This window comes from Streptomyces liangshanensis, assembly GCF_011694815.1.
GTDB classification, from domain to species: Bacteria; Actinomycetota; Actinomycetes; order Streptomycetales; family Streptomycetaceae; genus Streptomyces; species Streptomyces liangshanensis.
In genome coordinates this window covers 5,949,695-5,970,952 of sequence record NZ_CP050177.1, presented here as the reverse complement: position 1 = coordinate 5,970,952, position 21,258 = coordinate 5,949,695, and the positions used below count along the sequence as shown (strand labels likewise).

21 protein-coding genes are annotated in these 21,258 nt (G+C 74.5%); 8 read left to right on the top strand and 13 right to left on the bottom strand.

Translation table 11 applies throughout. The features are described 5' to 3' along the window. Window positions 1-358: 358 nt before the first annotated feature. Complete coding sequence (locus HA039_RS25930) at window positions 359-1,087, bottom strand: VIT1/CCC1 transporter family protein (RefSeq protein WP_167033771.1); 729 nt, start codon at window positions 1,085-1,087, stop codon at window positions 359-361. Window positions 1,088-1,382: 295 nt separating this feature from the next. Between HA039_RS25930 and HA039_RS25925 the strand changes: the two genes are divergently transcribed. The 7 genes from HA039_RS25925 to HA039_RS25895 all read left to right on the top strand — a co-directional run bounded on the left by HA039_RS25925 (window position 1,383) and on the right by HA039_RS25895 (window position 9,760). After that, window positions 1,383-2,411, top strand: coding sequence for an ADP-ribosylglycohydrolase family protein (locus HA039_RS25925; RefSeq protein WP_167033770.1), 1,029 nt, complete (start codon window positions 1,383-1,385; stop codon window positions 2,409-2,411). A gap of 485 nt (window positions 2,412-2,896) precedes the next feature. Then, window positions 2,897-4,153 carry an ADP-ribosylglycohydrolase family protein gene (locus HA039_RS25920; RefSeq protein WP_167037632.1) on the top strand — a complete coding sequence of 419 codons (1,257 nt, stop codon included), beginning with the start codon at window positions 2,897-2,899 and terminating at the stop codon, window positions 4,151-4,153. Further along, window positions 4,077-5,279, top strand: a complete 1,203-nt coding sequence (locus HA039_RS25915) for an ADP-ribosylglycohydrolase family protein (RefSeq protein WP_167033769.1) — start codon at window positions 4,077-4,079, stop codon at window positions 5,277-5,279. The genes HA039_RS25920 and HA039_RS25915 overlap by 77 nt, the downstream gene beginning before the upstream one ends. Then, the gene (locus tag HA039_RS25910) at window positions 5,276-6,883 is read left to right on the top strand and encodes an ADP-ribosylglycohydrolase family protein (protein ID WP_167033768.1); all 1,608 of its coding nucleotides are present in this window, start codon (window positions 5,276-5,278) and stop codon (window positions 6,881-6,883) included. Before HA039_RS25915 ends, HA039_RS25910 begins: the two co-directional genes overlap by 4 nt. Beyond that, the gene (gene rbsK / locus HA039_RS25905) at window positions 6,880-7,764 is read left to right on the top strand and encodes a ribokinase (protein WP_167033767.1); all 885 of its coding nucleotides are present in this window, start codon (window positions 6,880-6,882) and stop codon (window positions 7,762-7,764) included. The genes HA039_RS25910 and rbsK overlap by 4 nt, the downstream gene beginning before the upstream one ends. Beyond that, complete coding sequence (locus HA039_RS25900) at window positions 7,761-8,969, top strand: CaiB/BaiF CoA transferase family protein (RefSeq protein ID WP_167033766.1); 1,209 nt, start codon at window positions 7,761-7,763, stop codon at window positions 8,967-8,969. Before rbsK ends, HA039_RS25900 begins: the two co-directional genes overlap by 4 nt. After that, window positions 8,966-9,760 carry an HpcH/HpaI aldolase/citrate lyase family protein gene (locus tag HA039_RS25895; RefSeq protein ID WP_279592862.1) on the top strand — a complete coding sequence of 265 codons (795 nt, stop codon included), beginning with the start codon at window positions 8,966-8,968 and terminating at the stop codon, window positions 9,758-9,760. The genes HA039_RS25900 and HA039_RS25895 overlap by 4 nt, the downstream gene beginning before the upstream one ends. Before the next feature lie 93 nt (window positions 9,761-9,853). Here the strand turns inward: HA039_RS25895 and lgt are convergent, their stop codons facing one another. The 11 genes from lgt to hisI form a co-directional block, all read right to left on the bottom strand. Next, the gene (gene lgt, locus HA039_RS25890) at window positions 9,854-10,768 is read right to left on the bottom strand and encodes a prolipoprotein diacylglyceryl transferase (protein ID WP_167033765.1); all 915 of its coding nucleotides are present in this window, start codon (window positions 10,766-10,768) and stop codon (window positions 9,854-9,856) included. Between the two features lie 69 nt (window positions 10,769-10,837). Next, window positions 10,838-11,668 (bottom strand): DsbA family protein, encoded by an 831-nt coding sequence (locus HA039_RS25885; protein WP_167033764.1) that lies wholly within the window; start codon window positions 11,666-11,668, stop codon window positions 10,838-10,840. A 98-nt stretch (window positions 11,669-11,766) separates the two neighbouring features. Then, a complete protein-coding gene (gene trpA / locus HA039_RS25880) occupies window positions 11,767-12,579 on the bottom strand; it encodes a tryptophan synthase subunit alpha (RefSeq protein ID WP_167033763.1) in 813 nt (270 codons plus the stop codon). Next, the gene (trpB, locus tag HA039_RS25875) at window positions 12,576-13,811 is read right to left on the bottom strand and encodes a tryptophan synthase subunit beta (RefSeq protein ID WP_167033762.1); all 1,236 of its coding nucleotides are present in this window, start codon (window positions 13,809-13,811) and stop codon (window positions 12,576-12,578) included. Before trpB ends, trpA begins: the two co-directional genes overlap by 4 nt. Before the next feature lie 147 nt (window positions 13,812-13,958). Then, complete coding sequence (gene trpM, locus HA039_RS25870) at window positions 13,959-14,144, bottom strand: tryptophan biosynthesis modulator TrpM (protein ID WP_167021954.1); 186 nt, start codon at window positions 14,142-14,144, stop codon at window positions 13,959-13,961. 7 nt (window positions 14,145-14,151) lie between these two features. Then, window positions 14,152-14,961 carry an indole-3-glycerol phosphate synthase TrpC gene (trpC, locus tag HA039_RS25865; protein ID WP_167033761.1) on the bottom strand — a complete coding sequence of 270 codons (810 nt, stop codon included), beginning with the start codon at window positions 14,959-14,961 and terminating at the stop codon, window positions 14,152-14,154. Window positions 14,962-15,114: 153 nt separating this feature from the next. Further along, window positions 15,115-15,666: a DUF2752 domain-containing protein gene (locus tag HA039_RS25860; protein WP_167037625.1), complete on the bottom strand. Its 552-nt coding sequence runs from the start codon at window positions 15,664-15,666 to the stop codon at window positions 15,115-15,117. Between the two features lie 131 nt (window positions 15,667-15,797). Then, complete coding sequence (locus HA039_RS25855; RefSeq protein ID WP_243869751.1) at window positions 15,798-16,103, bottom strand: HGxxPAAW family protein; 306 nt, start codon at window positions 16,101-16,103, stop codon at window positions 15,798-15,800. A gap of 86 nt (window positions 16,104-16,189) precedes the next feature. Further along, a complete protein-coding gene (locus HA039_RS25850) occupies window positions 16,190-16,885 on the bottom strand; it encodes a TIGR02234 family membrane protein (RefSeq protein ID WP_167033760.1) in 696 nt (231 codons plus the stop codon). 93 nt (window positions 16,886-16,978) lie between these two features. Next, window positions 16,979-18,499, bottom strand: coding sequence for an anthranilate synthase component I (locus tag HA039_RS25845; protein ID WP_167033759.1), 1,521 nt, complete (start codon window positions 18,497-18,499; stop codon window positions 16,979-16,981). Window positions 18,500-18,584: 85 nt separating this feature from the next. Beyond that, the gene (hisI, locus tag HA039_RS25840) at window positions 18,585-18,962 is read right to left on the bottom strand and encodes a phosphoribosyl-AMP cyclohydrolase (RefSeq protein ID WP_167033758.1); all 378 of its coding nucleotides are present in this window, start codon (window positions 18,960-18,962) and stop codon (window positions 18,585-18,587) included. 83 nt (window positions 18,963-19,045) lie between these two features. Here hisI and HA039_RS25835 point away from each other — a divergent pair, with 83 nt between their 5' ends. Continuing rightward, complete coding sequence (locus HA039_RS25835; protein ID WP_167033757.1) at window positions 19,046-19,678, top strand: TIGR03085 family metal-binding protein; 633 nt, start codon at window positions 19,046-19,048, stop codon at window positions 19,676-19,678. 109 nt (window positions 19,679-19,787) lie between these two features. Here the strand turns inward: HA039_RS25835 and HA039_RS25830 are convergent, their stop codons facing one another. Beyond that, on the bottom strand, window positions 19,788-21,245 hold the full coding sequence (locus HA039_RS25830) for an MFS transporter (RefSeq protein WP_167033756.1): 1,458 nt from the start codon (window positions 21,243-21,245) through the stop codon (window positions 19,788-19,790). Window positions 21,246-21,258: the final 13 nt, after the last annotated feature.

Below are 21,258 nucleotides of genomic sequence, written 5' to 3'. Positions count from 1 at the left end.
TCCAGAAATTTCGTGCAGGTTACATGATGGGCGGCTTCTCAGGAAGCGGATAGCACATTCCAACATGTGGACACCGCCCGGAGCGGCGGATGTGGGGCACGGACGGACAGATCGTCGCCCGCCGGGCAGACGCGGAGCAGGCATCGTTGCCCGCGGCGCCCAGAGGTCATGCCCGGTGATTAAGGACTCGAAACCGCCGGGTAACGACTGTGCGCGGGGTGCGGGGGCGCGCCGTGGGCGGCCCCTTCGGACAGTCTCTCATCCTGGGCCGCCCGGGCGCGGGTACAGGGGCGGGGAGATCGGTCACAGCGCAGGTCAGGGGCGGTCCGCCGCCCTCCTCGCGCCCCCCCGGGGTGCGTCAGAGGGCGGCGCCGAAGACCGAGCCCAGGCCGTACGTCAGGGCGGCGGCCGTCCCGCCCAGGAGCAGCTGGCGCAGTCCGCCGTACCACCAGCTGCGGGCGGTGACCCGGGACACCAGCGCGCCGCAGCCGAAGAGCCCGACGAGCGCCAGGACCAGCGCGGGCCACAGCGCGGTGGCGCCCAGCAGGTACGGCAGGACGGGCAGCAGGGCGCCCAGCGCGAAGGAGCCGAACGACGAGACGGCGGCGACGGTCGGGGACGGCAGGTCGTCCGGGTCGATGCCCAGTTCCTCGCGGGCGTGGATCTCCAGCGCCTGCTCGGGGTCCTTGGACAGCTGCGTGGCGACCTCGCGGGCGAGCGCCGGCTCCACACCCCGCGACACGTAGAGCGCGGCCAGCTCCTCCATCTCGTCGGTGGGGTGTTTGCGCAGCTCACGGCGTTCGACGTCCAGTTCCGCCTGGACCAGTTCGCGCTGGGAGGCGACGGAGGTGTACTCGCCGGCGGCCATCGAGAACGCGCCGGCGGCGAGGCCCGCGAGGCCGGTGATCACCAGGGTGTGGTGGGAGACGGCGCCCCCGGCGACGCCGGTCATCAGGGCCAGGTTCGAGACGAGTCCGTCCATCGCGCCGAACACCGCGGGACGCAGCCAGCCGCCGTTGACGTCACGGTGGGTGTGGTTGTCGCGGTGGGCCTCGTGGAGCGTGGCCTCGGTGTCGATGACGGACATGCTTCTCCTCTTTCACAGCGGTGGACCGGGTACGCGCCGGAGCGGCGTCCACCCCTCCAGATGTTCGAAAGTACGCACGAAAAACGTCGCCCGCCAGCAAGGAAGGCCGTACTTACCAGGGCTTTCGAGCCGTTCCGGCGACCTTCGCGACACCCGGTCCGGGATCCACGGGCACCCTTCCGGCGCCCTCGCGTGGTGTCAGCCGGGTGACAGGGGCGTTTCCCGGACTCCCGCGCGCGTGTCCGTGGCACAGATGGCAGGAACAGGCTCGTTGTGCGCGGAAGGGCGGCCACCGATGGAGCTGATTGCATGCGATCCGGCGCGCGACGAGGCCGCGGTGCTCCGCGACCGGGCGCGCGGCGCACTGCTCGGCCTGGCGGTCGGCGACGCGCTCGGGGCTCCCGCCGAGAACATGCGGCCCTCGGAGATCCGCCGCCGCTGGGGCCGTATCGAGGGCTTCGTCGCGGACAACCCGGCGGGTACGGACGACACGGAGTACGCGATCTTCTCCGGGCTGCTGCTCGCCCGGCACGGCTCGGCGCTGACCGTCGCGCACGTGGAGAAGGCCTGGCACCACTGGCTGGCGGACCTGGACGAGGGCCCGTTCCGGGGCGCGGGTTTCAGCGAGCGCGGCACGCTGGAGAACCTGCGCCGGGGCCTCGCCGCCCCCATCACGGCACAGCACCGGCACGCGTGGAGCGACGGCCTGGCGATGCGGGCGGCGCCGTTCGGTGTGTTCGCGGCGGGGCGCCCCGAGGAGGCGGCGCGGCTGGTGTCGGTGGACGGCAGTGTCAGCCACGACGGCGAGGGCATCTACGGCGGCCGGGCGGTGGCGGCGGGGGTCGCGGCGGCGATGACGGGCGCGGGACCGGCGTCGGTGGTCGCCGCGGCGCTCTCGGTGATCCCGATGGACTCCTGGACGGCGCGGACCCTGCGGCGCGGGGTGGTCGCGGCGCGGCGCGACTACCCGGACACCCTGACGCGGGAGCGGGCGGTGCGCTCGTCGGTGGTCATCGGCGGCTACCCCTGGACGGACCTGGCCCCCGAGGCGGTGGGCCTGGCCTTCGGCGCGTTCACGGCGGCGCGCGGCGACTTCCGTACGTCGGTCCTGACGGCGGTCAACATGGGCCGCGACGCGGACACGACGGCGGCGGTGGCGGGGGCACTGGCGGGCGCGCTCGCGGGGGCGCGGGCCATCCCCACGGAATGGTCCTCGGCGATCGGCCCGGTGCGGGGCAGCTGCCTGCCCTCGATGCGCGGCTACCACGTCCTGGACATCGCGGACCTGCTCACCCCGGACGAGGAAGAGGCACCCCCGGCATGACACGGAACGACCCGGGCGAACTCCGGGGCACGCCAGAACGCGACACACCGGGACCGTACGCCCCGGCGGGGCCCGGAACGTACCCACAACCGCTGACCGCGTCCGGGGGTGTCCCCGGGGTGCTCCTGCCGGACGGTCCGCGCGGGGGCAGCCTCCTGGACCACCCCTCGCCCGGTTCCGGCTTGGCTCCGGACACGGGCACGGACACCGCTTCCGGCCCGGGTACGGGTTCCGGCGCGGGTACGGGTCCGCGCGCAGGCGCGGGTACGGGTACGGGCACGGGTCCCGGCCCGGGTGTGGGTTCCGGCGCGGGTACGGGTCCGGGCGCGGGTACGGGTACAGGTACGGGTCCGGGCGCGGGTACAGGTACGGGTCCGGGCGCGGGAGCGGACGGGGACGGGGGCGGCGCCGACCGCGCCGGTGGCGTCGGCGGCGGTACGGGTGGCCGCGCCGGCGGTGCTGTCCGGCGGCGGGCCGGTGCGGGCGTGCGCGTGGGCGGGTCCCCGCGGCCAGGTGCCCGCGACGCGCGGCGTATCGAGGGGCTGCTCCTCGGGCTCGCCGCCGGGGACGCCGCCGGGTGGCCCGCCGCGCGGCACCGGGCCGCCCGGATGCCCGAGTGGACCCGGCGGCTCACCCGCGAGCTGGACACCTTCGCCGAGGAGAACGCGACCACCACCCTCCCCGTCCCCATCGCCCTCAACCAGCCCCCCGAGCCCCTGCGCCTCGGCCCCTCCGACGACGCCGAGTGGGCCGCGTTCGCGGCCGAGGCCGTGCTCACCGCCGCCGGTGACCTCTTCCACGGCCTCGGCGCCGACCGGCGCATGCGGGCCGCCGTCGACCTCGCCTGGAACTCCCTCGCCAGCGAGATCGCCGCGGCCGCCGACCGCGCCCCCGAGGTCGAGTCCGCGGTGCTGCCGCTGCGCGCCCGGATCTCGGTACGGGCCGGGCTCGGCAACCTCGCCACCGGCCTGCGCCCGCCCGCCACCGGCCACGACAACCCGCACTTCTTCGACGACGCCGCGTGCGTACGGGCCGTCGTCCTCGCGGTCGTCCACCCCGGCGACCCCACCGCCGCCGCCGAACTCGCCGAGTTCGACGCCCGGTACACGCAGGACGGCGACGGGGTCCACGGCGCCCGCGCCATGGCCGCCGCCGTCGCGACCGCCCTCGGCGGCGGCGGCGTTGAGGCAGCCGTGGAGGCCGCGCTCGCCCAGCTCCCCGGCACCACCGAGATCGGCCGCAACGCCCGGCACGCCGTCAAACTCGCCCAGGCCTCCGCCGACGAGGACGCCGGCGACGACGCCGGCGCCTTCGCCCTCGTCCCCCTGCTGGAGCATCAGATCGTCGACCACGTCTACAGCTACGGCATCGCCGCCGCCGAGACCGTCCCGGTCGCCCTCGCCCTCACCGTCGCCGCCCGGGGCCGGGTGACCGGGGCCGTGCCCGCCGCCGCGTGCCTGTCCCGGGTCGCCGACTCCGCGCCCGCCCTCGCCGGGGCGCTGACCGGCGCGCTCGGCGGCGGCGACACCGTACCGGCCGCCTGGCGGGACGCCTGCCGTACCCTCGCGGGCTGCGCGCTCCCCCGTCTCGCGGGCATCGATCTCATCGAACTCGCCGGGCTGCTCGCAGACACGGAACTGGCCTCTCCGGGTGGACAATTCCGGCATGACGACCGTGAGCACACCCCCCACCCCCTCCGCGACGAGGCCGGGCACCGGCCCGGAGACCCCCACCCTCGCTGACCGCGTCACCGGCTGCCTGCTGGGCGCCGCCGTGGGCGACGCGCTCGGCGGCCCGGTCGAGGGCTACTCCCCCGACCAGATCGTCGAGCGCCACGGCGGCCGGGTCACCGGCATCGTCGGCCCGTGGAACGAGGACTGGCGCACTGCCCGCCCCATCGCGCCGTACCACAAGGGCGACGGCCACGTCACCGACGACACCCTGATGACCCACGCGCTGGTCCGGGTGTACGGGACCGTCCGCGACCACCTCGACGCGTACGCGGTCGCCGAACACCTCGTACCCGACCTGATGTCCACCCCCCGGTGGATCCCCGAGCTGGAGGCCGAGGCGCTCCCCCTCCAGCGGATCTTCCTCGCGGAGAAGTGGATCGTCGCCCGGCTGCACTACGGGCACGTCGACCCGCGCGAGGCCGGCACCGGGAACATCGTCAACTGCGGTGCGGCGATGTACATGGCGCCCGTCGGCCTGGTCAACGCGGCCCACCCCGAGGCGGCCTACGCCGAGGCGCTGGACGTGGCCGGCGCGCACCAGTCGTCGTACGGGCGCGAGGCGGCCGGGGTGTTCGCGGCGGCGGTCGCGGCGGCGTGCCTGCCGGGCGCCACGCCCGCCTCGGTCGTCGAGGCGTGCCTGGCGCTCGCGAAGGACGGGACGCGCGCCGCGATCGAGGCGGTGTGCGAGGTCGCCGCGTGCCACGGTGACGCGGAGTCCGCGCTGCGCGGGCTGCGCGAGGCGGTCGCGCCGTTCGACACCGTCGGCCCCCACTACCGCACCCCCTCCCTGGGCGCCCGCCGCCCCTCCCGCCTGCACGCGATCGAGGAACTCCCCATCGCGCTCGGCATGTTGCTGATCGGCGGGGGTGACGTCCGCCGTACGGTGCTGGGGTCGGTCAACTACGGGCGCGACTGCGACTCCATCGCCACGATGAGCGGCGCGATCGCCGGGGCGCTGGGCGGCGAGGCGGCGGTCCCGGCGGAGTGGACGGAGCGGGTGGCCGAGGCGAGCCGCCTCGATCTGCGGGCGCCGGCCCGGGTGTTGACGGAGGTCGCGTACGAGGTGTTCGCGCGGGACACCGAACGCCGCCGCGCCCACGAGAGCGCGTTCGCCCGGCTGACGGGGCGGCGATGAGAGGCGCGGCGGCGGGCGGGGCGGCGGACCTGCGCCTGACCTGGGTCCAGCCCGAGGACCTGATCGGCCACGAACTGGCCCAGGCGGCGCGGGACGGCCGGGACGCGACGGAGATCGAACAGCGCTGGCGGGAGGCGGGCGGCCACCCGGCGCCGCCCCGCGCGGGCGCGTCCCCGGCCGCGGCACCGGCGCGCCTGCGGGCGCTGGCGGACGAGCTGCTGGGCGAACTGGCCCTGTTGGAGTCGCCGTTGGCGGTGTACGAGCCCACCGACCTGGCCGCGATCAAGGCGATGTGCCCGGCGTGGCCGTCCGGCACGGGCGACCACCGCACGCCCCGTCGCCCCGACGTGCCGTCCCGTACGGCCTGCGGCCCCCAGGACCTGAAGGTGTTCGCCACCCCGCCCCCGGACGACGGGTCCCAACTCCTCGACGTGACGCGCACGTCGACCACCTCCGGTCCCGCCCCCGAACGGCCGGGAGTCCCGGGCGGAAGGCCCCGCCCCGCCCCCCTCACCGTCGCCCAGCTGCACGCCGCCTGGCTCGGGCGGGCCGCCGGGTGCCTGCTGGGCAAGCCCGTCGAGAAGCTGCCCCTCGCCGGCATCCGCGCCCTCGCCGCCGCCACCGGCAACTGGCCGCTGCGCACCTGGTTCACGGCGAAGGGCCTCCCGGCCGACCTGGCCGCCGCGTACCCCTGGAACCGGCGGTCCGCGCCGACCTCGCTCGCCGAGAACATCGACGGGATGCCCGAGGACGACGACCTCAACTACCCACTCCTCAACCTGCTCCTCCTCCAGCGCCACGGCCGGGAGTTCACCACCGCCCAGGTCGCGAAGCTCTGGCTGGACGAGCTGCCCGCCGGGCGTACGTTCACCGCCGAGCGGGTCGCGTACGGCAACCTCCTCCGCGGGATCGAGCCCCCGCACACCGCCCGCCACCACAACCCGTTCCGCGAGTGGATCGGGGCGTCCATCCGGGCCGACGTACACGGCTGGACCCACCCCGGCGACCCGGCCGCGGCCGCCGAACAGGCCTACCGGGACGCGGTGTTGACCCACACCGCCAACGGGGTCTACGGCGCCATGTTCGTCGCCGCCACCCTCGCCACCGCCGCCGGCCAGGGCGCGGACGGCGACGTGCACGCGTGCCTGCGCGCGGGGCTCTCCGTCGTCCCGCCCCGCTCCCGCCTCGCCGACGCGGTCCGTCTCGGCATCGCGGTCGCCGGCGAGCACGACCGTACCGGCTTCGACCCCGTCGTCGACCTCCTCCACTCCGCGCTCGGCCACTACCACTGGGTCCACGTCGTCCCCAACACGGCCCTGCTCGCCGCCGCCCTCACCCACGCCGACGGCGACTTCACCGGCTCCATCTGCCGTGCCGTGTCCGGCGGTTGGGACACCGACTCGAACGGCGCGACCGCCGGGTCCGTCGCCGGCCTGCTGGCCGGGCACCCCGGCCGGCTGCCCGAGCGGTGGACCGCCCCGCTCAAGAACCGCCTCGCCACCTCCGTCGGCGGTCTCGACGGCGTCGGCTTCGACGCCCTCGCCGAACTCACCCACCCACTCGCCGCACCCACCCCCGCCCCCGAGGAGGCCCTTCACCCATGACCGGCATCGTGGTGCTCGGCAGCACCAACATGGATCTCGTCACCTACACGGCCCGGGCCCCCAAGCTCGGGGAGACCGTCACCGGACGGGAGTTCGTCACCGTGCCCGGCGGCAAGGGCGCCAACCAGGCCGTCGCCGCCGCCCGCGCGGGCGGCGCCGTCGCGATGATCGGCGCGGTCGGCTCCGACGACTTCGGCACGGTGCTGCGGCACACCCTCGAAGCGTCCTGCGTCGACACCGACCTCCTCCGTACCGCCGAGGGCTCCTCCGGCACCGCGCACATCGTGGTCGACGACGACGGCGGCAACGCCATCGTCGTCGTCCCCGGCGCGAACGGCACCGTCACCGACCTCGGCCCCGGCGACGAGGCCCTCATCACCACGGCCGACGCCCTGCTCCTCCAGCTCGAACTCCCCCTGAGCGCCGTGATCGCCGGGGCGGAGGCGGCCCGCCGTCACGGGGTGCGCACCATCCTCACCCCGGCGCCCGCCCAGCCCCTGCCGCCCGAACTGCTGGCCGCCACCGACCTGTTGGTCCCCAACGAGCACGAGGCGGCCGTGCTCACCGGGATCGCGGACCCGCACGCCGCCGCAGGGGCGCTGCTCCGGCAGGTCCCCGAGGTGGTCATCACCCTGGGACAGGCCGGCAGCCTCCACGCGTCCCGGACCACCGAGCCGCTCCTCGTCCCCGCCCCCCACGTCACCGCCGTGGACACCACCGCCGCGGGCGACACCTTCGTCGGCGCCCTCGCCGTGGCCCTGGTCGAGGGCCGCCCCCTGCCCGAGGCCCTGCGCTGGGCCTCCGCCGCCGCCGCGCTCTGCGTCCAGCGCCCCGGCGCGTCCACCTCCATGCCGTACCGCACCGAGATCGAGGCCTCATGACCACCGCGGCGCCCCCCGCCCCCGGCCCCCTCACCGGCCTGCGCGTCCTCGATCTCGCCACGCTCTTCGCGGGGCCCCTCGCGGCGACCATGCTCGGCGACTTCGGCGCGGACGTCGTCAAGATCGAGCACCCCACCCGCCCCGACCCCTCCCGCGGCCACGGGCCCGCCAAGGACGGGGTGGGCCTGTGGTGGAAGCTGCTCGGCCGCAACAAGCGCACGGTCACCCTCGACCTGTCGAAGCCCGGCGGCCGCGACCTGCTCCTGCGCATGGCCGCCGACGCGGACGTCGTCATCGAGAACTTCCGGCCCGGCACGCTGGAGAAGTGGGGCCTCGGCTGGGAGGAGCTCTCCGCGGCCAACCCCCGGCTGGTGCTGGCCCGCGTCACCGGGTTCGGCCAGTTCGGGCCGTACTCCCACCGCCCCGGCTTCGGCACGCTCGCCGAGGCCATGAGCGGCTTCGCGGCGATCACCGGCGAACCGGACGGGCCGCCGACCCTGCCGCCGTTCGGGCTGGCCGACTCGATCGCGGCGCTGGCGACGGCGTACGCGGTGATGACCGCGCTCACCGGACGGCAGGCCACCGGGCGCGGCCAGGTCGTCGACCTGGCGATCATCGAGCCGATCCTGACGGTCCTCGGCCCGCAGCCGCTCTGGTACGACCAGCTCGGTTACGTCCAGCCGCGTACGGGCAACCGGTCCCGCAACAACGCCCCGCGCAACACCTACCGGACCTCCGACGGCTCCTGGCTCGCGGTCTCCACGTCCGCCCAGTCCATCGCGGAACGCGTGATGCGGCTCGTGGGGCGGCCCGAGCTGGCGGCCGAGCCGTGGTTCGCCACCGGCGGCGGGCGGGCGGAGCACGCGGACGTCCTGGACGACGCGGTCGGCGGCTGGATCGCCCGGCACACCCGGGACGAGGCGATGGCGGCGTTCGAGAAGGCCGAGGCGGCGATCGCGCCGGTCTACGACGTCCGCGACGTCATGGAGGACCCGCAGTACCGGGCGCTGGACACCGTCACCGAGGTGCCCGACCCCGAGCTGGGCACCGTACGGATGCAGAACGTCCTCTTCCGGCTCTCCGAGACCCCCGGGGCGATCCGCTGGACGGGGCGCCCGCACGGCGCCGACACCGACGAGGTCCTCGCCGGCCTCGGCCTGTCGGCGGGGGAGATCGCGGCGCTGCGGTCGGAGGGGGCGCTGTGACGATCCCCCTGACCTGGTTGTACGTCCCCGGGGACCGCCCCGAGGTGATGGCGAAGGCGCTGTCGCGGGGGGCGGACGTGGTGATCGTGGACCTGGAGGACGCGGTGGCCCCGGACCGCAAGGAGCACGCGCGGGCGGCCACCGCCGAGTTCCTGTCCGTGCCGCACGCGACGCCGGTCCATGTCCGGATCGACGACGGCCCGGACGCCGCCGCGCTGTCCGGGCTCCCCGGGCTGTCGGCCCTGCGCCTGCCGAAGGTCACGCACGCGTCCGACATCCACCGGATCGCGGCCAGGACGCCGGACACGGCGCTGTACGCGCTGCTGGAGTCGGCGATGGGCGTCGAGCACGCCTACGCGATCGCGACGGCGCATCCGGCGGTACGGGGGATCGGCCTCGGCGAGGCGGACCTGCGGGCGGATCTGGGGGTACGGGACGACTCGGGCCTCGACTGGTCGCGCGGCCGGGTCGTGGTGGCGGCCCGCGCGGCGGGGCTGGCGCCGCCCGCCCAGTCGGTGTTCCCCGACGTCCAGGACCTGGACGGGCTGGCGGCGTCCTGCGCGCACGGGCGGGCGCTGGGGTTCCTGGGGCGGGCGGCGATCCACCCCCGGCAGCTCCCGGTCATCGAGCGGGCCTACCTGCCGACGTCCCAGGAGATCGAGGCAGCCCACGAGGTCGTCGAGGCGGCGACGACCAACGGCGGCGCCCAGTCCCTCCCGGACGGCCGCTTCGTCGACGCGGCGATCGTGGCAGCGGCACGGCGGACACTGGCGCTGGCGTCACGGGAGTAGGCGTCGTCCTGGGGAGGGCGGGACGCGCAATCGCCGGGCGGGCATTTCAAGCCCGTCCGGCGATTGAGGACACAGCGCGACCGCCAGGTCGCGTCAGGTCGTCGTCTTCGCGTCCGCCGTGTCGGGGTCCGCGTCAGCGACCTCCGCGTCGTCCGGCTCCGGGGAGCTGGACGCCACCGGCTTCGCCGCGTCGTCGCGGTCCGGCTCCACCACCTCTTCGCGCCCGGGGCGCACCCGCGACGAGATCACGATGTACGTGACCGCCAGCGCGAAGATGACGATCGCCGTCCAGTCGTTCAGGCGCAGGCCCAGGATGTGGTGCGCCTCGTCGACCCGCAGGTACTCGATCCAGAAGCGCCCCACGCAGTACGCCGCGACGTACAGCGCGAACGCCCGCCCGTGCCCGAGCTTGAAGCGGCGGTCGGCCCAGATGACCAGCAGGGCCACCCCGACGCACCACAGCGACTCGTACAGGAACGTGGGGTGGTACAGGCCCGCCTCGCGGTTCGGCCCCGAGGAGATCTTCAGCGCCCACGGCACGTCGGTCCGCTTGCCGTACAGCTCCTGGTTGAACCAGTTGCCCCAGCGACCGATCGCCTGCGCGAACGCGATCGCGGGCGCCAGCGCGTCCGCCCACGCGGGCAGCGGGATCCCCCGCCGCCGGCAGCCGATCCAGGCACCCACCGCGCCGAGCGCGATCGCGCCCCAGATGCCGAGGCCGCCCTGCCAGACCTTGAAGGCGTCGACCCAGTCCTCACCGTCGCTGAAGTACAGCTGGTAGTCGGTGATGACGTGGTAGAGCCGCCCGCCGACCAGGCCGAAGGGCACCGCCCAGACGGCGATGTCGGCCACGGTGCCGGCTTTGCCGCCCCGGGCGACCCAGCGCTTGCCGCCGTACCAGACGGCGACGAAGACACCGATGATGATGCAGAACGCGTAGCCGCGCAGCGGGAGCGGTCCAAGATGGAGCACACCGGTCGACGGGCTGGGAATGTAGGCAAGTTCCATGGCAGAACCGACGGTACCGTGCCGGGCGGGGCCTGCGGCGACCCGCCCGGCAACTTCCTGGTAACGAGGTCAGCCCACGGAGGTCGTCTCGGGCGGCGCCGTACCGGGCTTCTTGCCCCGGTTCGCCTCCTTCACCCACTTCTTCAGATTGTCGGGTGTGATGTTCTCGTTGCCCTTCTTCGGGAACACCGCCTCCCCGTTCAGGAGCACCGTCGGCGTCCCGGTGAAGCCGCCCGTGCGGAACGCCGTCGCCGACTTGTTCACCCAGTTGTTGTGGTCCCCGCCCTGCACGCACTGGCGGAAGCCGGGGGCCGACTCCAGGCCCTCGACCTTGCCCGCCAGCTCCAGCAGCCGGCTGTTCTTCGCGAAGGCGTCGTCCGTCTCCGCGGGCTGGTTCTTGTACAGCTCGTCGTGGTACGGGGCGAACTTCCCGACGTCCTGGGCGCAGGCGGCCGCGTTGGCCGCGTGCAGCGAGCCCGTGCCGCCCATGTTGCCGTCGATGATCGTGGCGAGGTGGTACTCGACCTTGAGCTGTCCCTTGTTCTCCAGCTCGTGGATGGTGCTCCGGAACGCGTTCTCGAACTGCGCGCACGCCGGGCAGCGGAAGTCCTCCCACACCGTCAGCGTGGAGGGCGCGTCCGGCGCGCCCACGGGGATCGCCAGCTCGTCCTTGCCCGAGACGCCGGACGGCGCGAGCACCGGGCCCGCGGCGTCGCTCGTGCCGTCCTTGCCCGCCTTGGCGGCGACCACGCCGATCACGGCGACCACCCCGAGCACGCCGACCACGGTCGACGCGACGACCAGGACCCGCTTGCGCTTCTCCCGGGTCTTCTCCGCCGCACGTTCCTGCTGGAGCCGCTCTCTCGCGCTCCGCCTTGCCTCACGGTTCTTCTCGCTCACGCAGGGCGCAACGAACCGGGGAGGTGCGTACGCACCTCCCCGGCCCCAGGTCCACCCTTACGGGTTATGCCACCCGTCAGCGCTTGCGAACGGCGTCGTCATCGCTTGCGCACACCGGCGGCCAGCTCGGCCGCCAGCTCACGCACCGCCACCAGGCCCGCCGCCGCGTCGGGGGCGTCCAGCATCCGCTTCACGAACGCCGAGCCGACGATCACGCCGTCGGCAAAGCCCGCGACCTCGGCGGCCTGCGCCGCGTCGGACACGCCGAGCCCGACACAGACCGGCAGGTCGGTCGTGGCGCGGGTGCGTACGACCAGGTCCTGGGCCTGCGCGCCGACCGACACGCGCGTCCCGGTCACGCCCATCAGGGAGGCGGCGTAGACGAAGCCGCTGCCCACCGCCGTGATCTCGGCGAGCCGGTGGTCCTTGCTGCTGGGCGCGACCACGAAGACCGTGGCCAGGCCGTGCTTCTCCGCGTGCTCGCGCCACAGCGCGGACTCCTGGACCGGCAGGTCGGGCAGGATGCACCCGGCGCCGCCCGCCTCGGCCAGCTCGGCGGTGAACCGCTCGACGCCGTAGCGGTCGATCGGGTTCCAGTACGTCATCACCAGCACGGGCTTGCCGGTCGCCTCGTACGCCTCACGGACCGTGCGCATCACGTCCGCGATCTTGACGCCGCCCTTGAGGGCGATGTCGTCGGCGGTCTGGATGACGGGTCCGTCGAGCACCGGGTCGCTGTGCGGCAGCCCGACCTCGACGATGTCCGCGCCCCCCTCGAAGACGGCCTTGACCGCCGCGATGCCGCCGTCCACCGTCGGGAACCCGGCGGGCAGGTAGGCGATCAGGGCGGCGCGGTCCTCGGCCTTGGCCGCCGCCAGTGTCGTGTCGAGCAGCGCCACGTTCCCGCTCACTTGGAGCCCTCCCCGTCGTACAGCCCGAAGTAGCGGGCGGCCGTGTCCATGTCCTTGTCGCCGCGCCCGGAGAGGTTGACGACCACCAGGCCGTCCTTCCCCAGCTCCTGTCCCACTTCGAGGGCGCCGGCCAGCGCGTGCGCGCTCTCGATGGCCGGGATGATCCCCTCGGTGCGCGACAGCAGGAGCAGGGCCTGCATGGCCGCGTCGTCCGTGACGGCGCGGTACTCGCCGCGGCCGCTGTCCTTGAGGTAGGCGTGCTCGGGGCCGATGCCCGGGTAGTCGAGTCCGGCGGAGATCGAGTAGGGCTCGGTGATCTGGCCCTCCTCGTCCTGGAGGACGTAGGACCGCGAGCCGTGCAGGATGCCGGGCTCGCCGGCGCTGAGGGTGGCCGCGTGCTCGCCGCTCTCGATGCCGTGGCCGGCGGGCTCGCAGCCCACGAGCCGTACGTCCGCGTCGGGGATGAACGCGTGGAAGAGCCCGATCGCGTTGGACCCGCCGCCCACGCAGGCGACGGCGGCGTCGGGCAGCCGTCCGGTCCGCTCCAGGATCTGGCGCCTGGCCTCCACCCCGATGACGCGGTGGAAGTCCCGGACCATCGCGGGGAAGGGGTGCGGTCCGGCGACCGTGCCGAAGAGGTAGTGCGTACGGTCCACGTTGGCGACCCAGTCGCGGAACGCCTCGTTGATGGCGTCCTTGAGCGTGCGGCTGCCGGAGAGCACGGGCACCACGTCGGCGCCGAGCATCCGCATGCGGGCGACGTTCAGCGCCTGGCGCTGGGTGTCGATCTCCCCCATGTAGATGGTGCATTCGAGGCCGAAGAGCGCGCAGGCGGTGGCGGTGGCGACGCCGTGCTGGCCGGCGCCGGTCTCGGCGATGACCCGGGTCTTGCCCATGCGCTTGGTGAGCAGGGCCTGCCCCAGCACGTTGTTGATCTTGTGGGACCCCGTGTGGTTGAGGTCCTCGCGCTTGAGGAACACCCGGGCGCCCCCGGCGTGTTCGGCGAACCGCGGCACCTCGGTCAGCGCGCTGGGCCGGCCGGTGTAGTTCACCATCAGCTCGTTGAGCTCGGCGGCGAAGGCGGGGTCGCCCTTGGCCTTCTCGTACTCGACGGCGACCTCGTCGACGGCGGCGACGAGGGCCTCGGGGATGAACTTGCCGCCGAAGTCACCGAAGTAGCCTGCGGCGCTGGGGACGGGTCCCTCGAGATCGGGGATGAAGAATTCTGACATGTCTGACTTCTCGGACATTCCGGTACGACTCCTCGGAGCAACGGACGGGTCGGGCGGGGGCAGGGCGGTCTTCCGGGCGTGACACAGCCGTACGGCGCCACTCCACGGACACACCCGGGCCGCGCGGCCCGGTGGACAACGGCGGTCTCAGCGACCGCCGCGCCATCGCATCCCGTTGACCTGGCCGGGCTCGTCGCCGATCACGTACCGCACCCGCCGCCCGTGCACGCGCCGCGCGGGCGCGCGGCAGCCGCGCGGCCGGCACCCGCGCGCCAGGGGCGCGTGGGGCGACGGCAGCGGCGGTACGCGCACCACGGCGACGGCGTCGGTCACGGTGAGGTCAGTCCCTTCCGTGCCGCAGCGCCGGGTGGGCCCCGGCGGCGACCAGGTCGGCCACCGCGGACTTCGGGTCGCGGCCGGTCACCAGCGACTCGCCGACGAGGACCGCGTCGGCCCCCGCGTTGGCGTACGCGATCAGGTCGTGCGGACCGCGCACCCCCGACTCGGCGATCTTCACGATGCCCGCCGGGATCTCGGGGGCGACCCGCTCGAACGTGCCGCGGTCGACCTTGAGCGTCTTCAGGTCACGCGCGTTGACGCCGATGATCCTCGCCCCGGCGGCCACCGCCCGCTCGACCTCGTCCTCGTCGTGGACCTCCACCAGCGGCGTCAGCCCGATCGACTCGGCGCGCTCGATGAGGGAGACCAGCGCGTCCTGCTCCAGCGCCGCGACGATCAGCAGCACCAGGTCGGCGCCGTAGGCGCGGGCCTCCCACAACTGGTACGACGTGACGACGAAGTCCTTGCGCAGGACAGGGATGTCGACCCGGGCCCGGACGGCCTCCAGGTCGGCGAGCGAACCGCCGAAGCGGCGCTTTTCGGTCAGTACGGAGATGACGGCCGCGCCGCCCGCCTCGTAGTCGGCGGCAAGCCCGGCCGGGTCGGCGATCGCGGCGAGCGCGCCCTTGGAGGGGCTGGAGCGCTTCACCTCGCAGATCACCTGGACGCCCTCGCGGCGCAGCGCGGCGACACCGTCCTTGGCCTCGGGGGCCTTGGCGGCCCGCTCCTTCAGCTCGTCAAGGCTTACCTGTGCCTGCCGCTCCGCGAGGTCGGCGCGCACGCCGTCGATGATCTCGTCGAGCACACTCACGGGAGCGGCCCCCTTCCGGGAGGGTTGTGATCAGGTCGGCCGAGGAGGTCGGCCGGTTCGAGCCGACTGAATCAGGATCAGCCATATCGATGCTATCCGGAACTTGTCCGAGGACCCGCATCCGGCTACCCGAGCCTGCCACGACCTGGGTCTTCAGGGGGCGAGCGACGAGCCAAAGGGCAGGTTTCTGATCAGTGTGAAGATCAGGACCACTCCCCCGACGGCCCACCACAGCGCAGGATTGCGCGGGATCGGCAGGGGCCGGCGGGTGCTGCCCCGTACGCTCCGGACCGTCCAGAGCACCCAGAGGACGGCCGCGGCCCCGTAACCGAGGACGGCCAGCGCGTTGTCGCCGAGGGCGGCCACCAGGTCGCCGTGGGCGACGGCGTGGGCGCTGCGCAGTCCGCCGCAGCCGGGGCAGTAGAGGCCGGTGAGGGCGAACAGCGGGCAGACCGGGTAGTGGCCGGGGTGGTTCGGGTCGATCAGCCCGACGTACGTGAAGGCCCCGGCGACCGCGGCCAGGGAGCCGACGGGGGCCAGGAGACGCCGTACCGGCGAGGCCGGCGGGCGCGGTGTGAGGTCCGGGTGCCGCGCGGGCGCGGACCAGGTGCCGGGCGCGAAGGCCCCGGAGGGCGCGGTGGCGGCGGGGGTCTGTCCGGCCGACGGCTCGGGTCCCGCGGGGACCGGTGCGGAGGGGACTGGCATGGCATCCACCCGGTGATCGTCGCGACAGAGGCGCGGAGCGGCGGGGAGGCACCGGCCGGCGGCGGGGCGCGGCCCGGGAGGTGCCGGGCCGCGTCCGTGCCGCCGGTGCCGGAAGAGGGCGGGGACGCCCGTCAGACGGACTGGTGGGTCTTCTCCTCGGCCCGGTCGGCGTCGGCCTCGCTGCCGTAACCCTCGGTCTGCGAACGCCCGGCCTCGGCCCTGGCGTGCGCCAGCTCTGCGGACTCCTGCGGCATCCCGAGGCCCATGAGCTTCATCCCGAGGCCGACCACGCCGCCGAGCAGGACGACACCGATGCCGACCCAGAACCCGACCGGGTCCGCCGTCACGGTGAAGACTCCGCCGACACAGAACCCGATGAACGCGATGGTGACACCGGTCCAGGCGGCCGGGGTGTGTCCGTGGCTGCTGCCCGCCATGAGTTGCTCCTCGTTGGTGTTGCGCTGTGTGAGTCGGACGCTCAGCGCCATTGTCCCGCATGAGCGGGGCATTCCGGCGCCGGGGGTCACGTCTCCCGCGTGGGGTCCTCGCCCCGGTCCAGAGCCTTCCACAGGTCCTCCGGCCGGTCGGGGTCGACGACGGGTGCGGGCCTGCCGGGACCGCGGCGCGCGGCGGGCACCCGGGCGGCGCTCGCGCCGCCGGCGCGGGGGGCGCCCTCGCGTTCGTAGCGCCCCGACATGGCGGGCCACTGCTTGCCGTACCGCAGGGCGAGCAGGCCGGCGAGCAGGATGAGGAGCCCGGCGGCGGCGGTGACGTACGGCCAGGCCGTGCGGGTCAGGACGTCGCCGATGGTCGCGGAGCTGTCGCCGACCGTCGTGGCGGCCTTCTCGTCCAGGGCGGAGCTGTCCGACGCGCCGAGGAAGGCCGTGGCGGCGGCTCCCGCGCCGCTCAGCGTGAGCAGCAGGGAGACGAGCAGGCGGCCCCCGCTGCGGACGGCGAACACGGCGACGAGGGCGGCCAGGCCCACCACGGCGAGGGCGGCGGGCACGCCGGTGACGTCACGGCCGTCGGCCGAGAGCGGCACGCTGCCGCCGCCCACGGACGCGGAGCCCCGGGACCAGACCTGGCCGGAGGCGATCAGGACGACGGCGGCGCCCGCGGCGCCGAGGAGGAGGGCGACGGCGAGACTGCGGCGGCTGCTCGCGGCGTCGGTGGACACCGGGACGGCGGCGCGTGGCTGGGGTACGGGGACGGCACTCACCCCACCACTATCCCTCACGGTCCTGTCGTTCCGCCGAGCCGGGGTTCGGCCGGTCGCGGCCGGCCGGCCGGGGCGGGGCCGCCGCGCGGTCCGTCAGCGCGTATGGGGCGCGGGCGCCTTGAGCCGGTTCGCCGTGTGGACGGCCCGGAGGACCGCCGCCGCCTTGTTGCGGCACTCCAGGTCCTCGGAGACCGGGTCGGAGTCGGCGACGATGCCCGCCCCGGCCTGGACGTACGCGGTGCCGTTCCTGAGCAGGGCGGTCCTGATGGCGATGGCGGTGTCGGAGTCCCCGGCGAAGTCGAGATAGCCGACGCAGCCGCCGTACACGCCCCGCCGGGTGGGCTCCACCTCGTCGATGATCTGGAGGGCGCGCGGCTTGGGCGCCCCGGACAGGGTGCCCGCGGGGAAGCACGCGGTCAGCACGTCGAAGGCGGTACGGTCCGCGGCGACGCGGCCGGTGACGGTGGACACGATGTGCATGACGTGCGAGTACCGCTCGACGGACATGAAGTCGACCACCTCGACGCTGCCGGGCCGGCAGACCCGCCCGAGGTCGTTGCGGCCCAGGTCCACGAGCATGAGGTGCTCGGCGCGTTCCTTGGGGTCGGCGAGCAGCTCGTCGGCGAGCGCCTGGTCCTCCTGCGGGGTGGCGCCGCGCGGCCGGGTCCCGGCGATGGGGTGGACCATGGCGTGCCCGTCCTCGACCTTCACCAGCGCCTCGGGGCTGGAGCCGACGACGTCGAAGGGCTCGCCCCCGTCGGCGGCGGGGAAGCGGAACAGGTACATGTACGGGCTGGGGTTGGTGGCGCGCAGCACCCGGTAGACGTCGAGCGCGCCGGCGGTGCAGGGGGTCTCGAAGCGCTGGGAGGGGACGACCTGGAAGGCCTCGCCGGCCCGGATGCGCTCCTTGATGTCCTCCACGACGGCCTGGAAGTCGGGGCCGCCCCAGAGCGCGGTGTACTCGGGGAGTTCGGAGGCGGGGAGCGCGGTGGGCACGGAGTCGACGGGCCTGGCGAGGTCGGCGGCCATGGCGTCGAGCCGGGCGACGGCGTCCGCGTAGGCCTCGTCGACGCCGGTGTCCAGGTCGTTGTGGTTGATCGCGTTGGCGATCAGCAGGACGGTGTTGTCCCAGTGGTCGAGCACGGCGAGGTCCGAGGTGAGCAGCATCGTCAGCTCGGGCAGCCCGAGGTCGTCGCGCGCGTGGTCGCCGATCTTCTCCAGGCGGCGGACGATGTCGAACCCGAGGAAGCCGACCATGCCGCCGGTGAAGGGCGGCATCCCGTCGGCGAGGTCGCGGGGGGTGTGCAGGGTCTCCACGGTGGCGCGCAGGGCGGCCAGCGGGTCGCCGGCCACGGGGACGCCGACGGGCGGCGCGCCGAGCCAGTGGGTGGCGCCGTCGCGTTCGGTGAGCGTGGCGGCGGACCGTACCCCGACGAAGGAGTAGCGGGACCAGGAGCGGCCGTTCTCGGCGGACTCCAGCAGGAACGTGCCGGGGCGCTCGGCGGCGAGCTTGCGGTACAGGCCGACCGGCGTGTCGCCGTCCGCGAGGAGCCGGCGGCTGACCGGGATGACACGGCGGTCGGCCGCCAGCTTGCGGAAGGTCTCAAGATCCATGGCCGCTGACCCTACTCGTTGGCTCGTCGCTGGCTGCGGGGGCTCCCCGCGCGGTGCGCGGGGTCCCCGCCTGTGGGGGAGCGCCTCACCGCCCGAGCGGCAGGACGTCCTCGTCGAAGCAGGTCCGGGCGCCGGTGTGGCAGGCGGCGCCGACCTGGTCGACCTGGACCAGGACGGTGTCGGCGTCGCAGTCCAGGGCGACGGACTTCACGTGCTGGACGTGGCCCGACGTGTCGCCCTTGACCCAGTATTCACCGCGGCTGCGCGACCAGTACGTGCAGCGGCCCGTGGTGAGGGTGCGGTGCAGGGCCTCGTCATCCATCCAGCCGAGCATCAGCACCTCGCCGGTGTCGTACTGCTGGGCGATGGCGGGGATCAGTCCGTCGGCGCTGCGCTTGAGGCGGTCGGCGATGGCGGGGTCGAGGCCGCCGGTCGGTCCGGGCGCCGGGGTCGTGCTGCTCATGGGGCCATTGTGCCGCGCCCGGGCGGTGCCGCGGGAGGCGGTCCACTGGGCGGACGGGTGGGGGCGGCCGTACCCTTGCGGACATGTCGACCCATGCAAAGCGTGAACGACTTCTGCTCGCCGACCTGTTGGAGACCGCGGGCCCCGAGGCGCCGACCCTCTGCGAGGGCTGGACCACCCGGGACCTGGCCGCTCACGTCGTGGTGCGTGAGCGCCGGCTCGACGCGGCGGGCGGAACGGTCCTGTCCGCGCTGAAGAACCGCCTGGACCGGGTCCAGGGCGAGTACGTCGTGAAGCCGTACGAGGAGCTGATCGACCTGATCCGTACGGGACCGCCGAAGATGTCCCCGTACAACATCAAGCAGGTCGACGAGGCGGCGAACACCTCGGAGTTCTACATCCACGCGGAGGACGTCCGGCGGGCGCAGCCCGACTGGACGCCGCGCGAGCTGGACCGGGTCTTCGCGGACTCGCTGTGGTCGCGGCTGGAGAAGGGCGCCCGGCTGATGGCGCGCAAGTCCCCGGTGGGGCTGGTGCTGCGGCGGGCGGACGGCCGGACGGCGGTGGCCCGCAAGGGCGCGCCGGTGGTGACGGTCACCGGCGAGCCGGGCGAGCTGGTGCTGTTCCTCTCGGGGCGCCAGAGCGCGGCGGACGTGCAGCTGGAGGGGGACAAGGACGCGGTGACACGGCTGCTGGAAGCGAAGCTCGGGTTCTGAGGGCGGGTTCCGGTACGGGGACGGCGACCCGCTCGTACGGGGCGGACGGGCGTCGCTCCCCCCTGGCCGGGCGCCCGGAGGCGCCCGGCGGACAGGACCGGTGCGGGGCTCAGCCCGGCAGCTCCGCCGTGCGGAGCGACGTGACGCACAGCCCGAGGGTGGTGCCCGCGGCGCAGAGCGCGGCGCTGGCCACGAAGACCGGTCCTGAGCCCCAGGCGCCGATGGCCAGGCCCATGACCGGGTAGACCAGCGGGGCGATGCCCAGTCCGAAGAGCGTCGTGACCGAGGTGACCCGTCCCAGGTAGCCGGGTTCGGTCTGGGTCTGGACGAGCGCGCCCGACAGCGCGCCGCCGAGCCCGGCGAGCAGTCCGACGCAGACGGCGGCGACGGCGGCGAGGGCCACCGACGGGGCGTACGCGATACAGGCGATGGCGACCGAGCCGACGATCGTCGAGGCGCACATCACGAAGCCGGCCCGGGGGACGCGGCCGCGGACCGTCAGCAGCAGCGAGGCCCCGGCGGCGCCCGCGCTGAACGCGGCGATGATCCAGCCCAGGCCCGACGCGCCCCACCCGTGCTCCTCGGACACCAGCACGAGGCCGATGTTGAGCGGTCCGACGAAGCCGAGCTGGGTGATGGCGCTGACGAGGATCAGCGGGGCGAGGACCCGGTGGCGGCGGATGTAGCGCAGGCCGTCCAGGAGGGCGCGGCCGGCGCCGGGGGACGCGGTGTCCTTCCCGTCCGTACCGCCCGCCGGCTTCTCCGCCGCGGCGGTCTCCGTACCCGCTCCCGCCTCCCCGGCGCCCTCTCTACGCGCGTCGGCGGCGTCGCGCGGCCCGGGCAGCGCGTCGTGCGGGACGCGGCTCTCCTCCCCCGCCTCCGGGGTCTCCCGTTCTTCCGCGGCCGCCTCGGCGTCCGTACCCGTCGCGCTCTTCGCGGCGGGCAGCCCGCCGATCCGTACGCTCAGGAGCAGCGGCAGCGACACCGCGAACAGCACGCCCGCCGCCGTGAAGGCCGACGCCGAGCCGCCGATGGCCACCGTCAGGCCGCCGATGGGCGCTCCCGCGACGTTGGCGAACCGGGTGGCGAGCCCGCTCATGCCCTGCACGCGGGCGAGTTGGCCGGGCGCGGTGATCCGGGGCGGCAGCGCGCCGACCGCCGGCAGGAACAGCGCGTCGACCGCGCCGAAGACCAGCGCGACCGAGGCGAGCAGCCAGACCGAGGGGCTGATGAACATCAGCACAGCCGCCATGCCCAGGATGAAGACGCAGCGTGCCGCGTCACTGCCGATGACCACCAGGCGGGGTCCCCAGCGGTCCGCGACCACTCCGCCGCCGAGCATCAGCACGGCGCGGGGCACCGATCCGACGGCGAGCACCAGGCCGGCCTGTCCGGGGCTGCCGGTCCGGGCGGCCGCCCAGGCGAGGGCCACGAAGTAGACGTTGCTGCCGATCATCGACGCGGTGTAGGCGCCGAGCCAGCGCAACACGTTGCCGTCGCGGTGCGCGGGGGGCGGTGGGGGGGTGGTCCCGTTCTCGGCGGGCGCTGATATCGCATGTGGGGGCATGCTCAACGGTCCT

Excerpts from the sequence above, each read along its gene's own strand:
- HA039_RS25930 (WP_167033771.1), bottom strand. The coding sequence starts at position 1,087 with ATGTCCGTCATCGACACCGAGGCCACGCTCCACGAGGCCCACCGCGAC.
- HA039_RS25925 (WP_167033770.1), top strand. The coding sequence starts at position 1,383 with ATGGAGCTGATTGCATGCGATCCGGCGCGCGACGAGGCCGCGGTGCTC.
- HA039_RS25915 (WP_167033769.1), top strand. The coding sequence starts at position 4,077 with ATGACGACCGTGAGCACACCCCCCACCCCCTCCGCGACGAGGCCGGGC.
- HA039_RS25910 (WP_167033768.1), top strand. The coding sequence starts at position 5,276 with ATGAGAGGCGCGGCGGCGGGCGGGGCGGCGGACCTGCGCCTGACCTGG.
- rbsK (WP_167033767.1), top strand. The coding sequence starts at position 6,880 with ATGACCGGCATCGTGGTGCTCGGCAGCACCAACATGGATCTCGTCACC.
- HA039_RS25900 (WP_167033766.1), top strand. The coding sequence starts at position 7,761 with ATGACCACCGCGGCGCCCCCCGCCCCCGGCCCCCTCACCGGCCTGCGC.
- lgt (WP_167033765.1), bottom strand. The coding sequence starts at position 10,768 with ATGGAACTTGCCTACATTCCCAGCCCGTCGACCGGTGTGCTCCATCTT.
- trpB (WP_167033762.1), bottom strand. The coding sequence starts at position 13,811 with ATGTCAGAATTCTTCATCCCCGATCTCGAGGGACCCGTCCCCAGCGCC.
- HA039_RS25860 (WP_167037625.1), bottom strand. The coding sequence starts at position 15,666 with ATGCCAGTCCCCTCCGCACCGGTCCCCGCGGGACCCGAGCCGTCGGCC.
- HA039_RS25855 (WP_243869751.1), bottom strand. The coding sequence starts at position 16,103 with ATGGCGGGCAGCAGCCACGGACACACCCCGGCCGCCTGGACCGGTGTC.
- HA039_RS25845 (WP_167033759.1), bottom strand. The coding sequence starts at position 18,499 with ATGGATCTTGAGACCTTCCGCAAGCTGGCGGCCGACCGCCGTGTCATC.
- hisI (WP_167033758.1), bottom strand. The coding sequence starts at position 18,962 with ATGAGCAGCACGACCCCGGCGCCCGGACCGACCGGCGGCCTCGACCCC.
- HA039_RS25835 (WP_167033757.1), top strand. The coding sequence starts at position 19,046 with ATGTCGACCCATGCAAAGCGTGAACGACTTCTGCTCGCCGACCTGTTG.
- HA039_RS25830 (WP_167033756.1), bottom strand. The coding sequence starts at position 21,245 with ATGCCCCCACATGCGATATCAGCGCCCGCCGAGAACGGGACCACCCCC.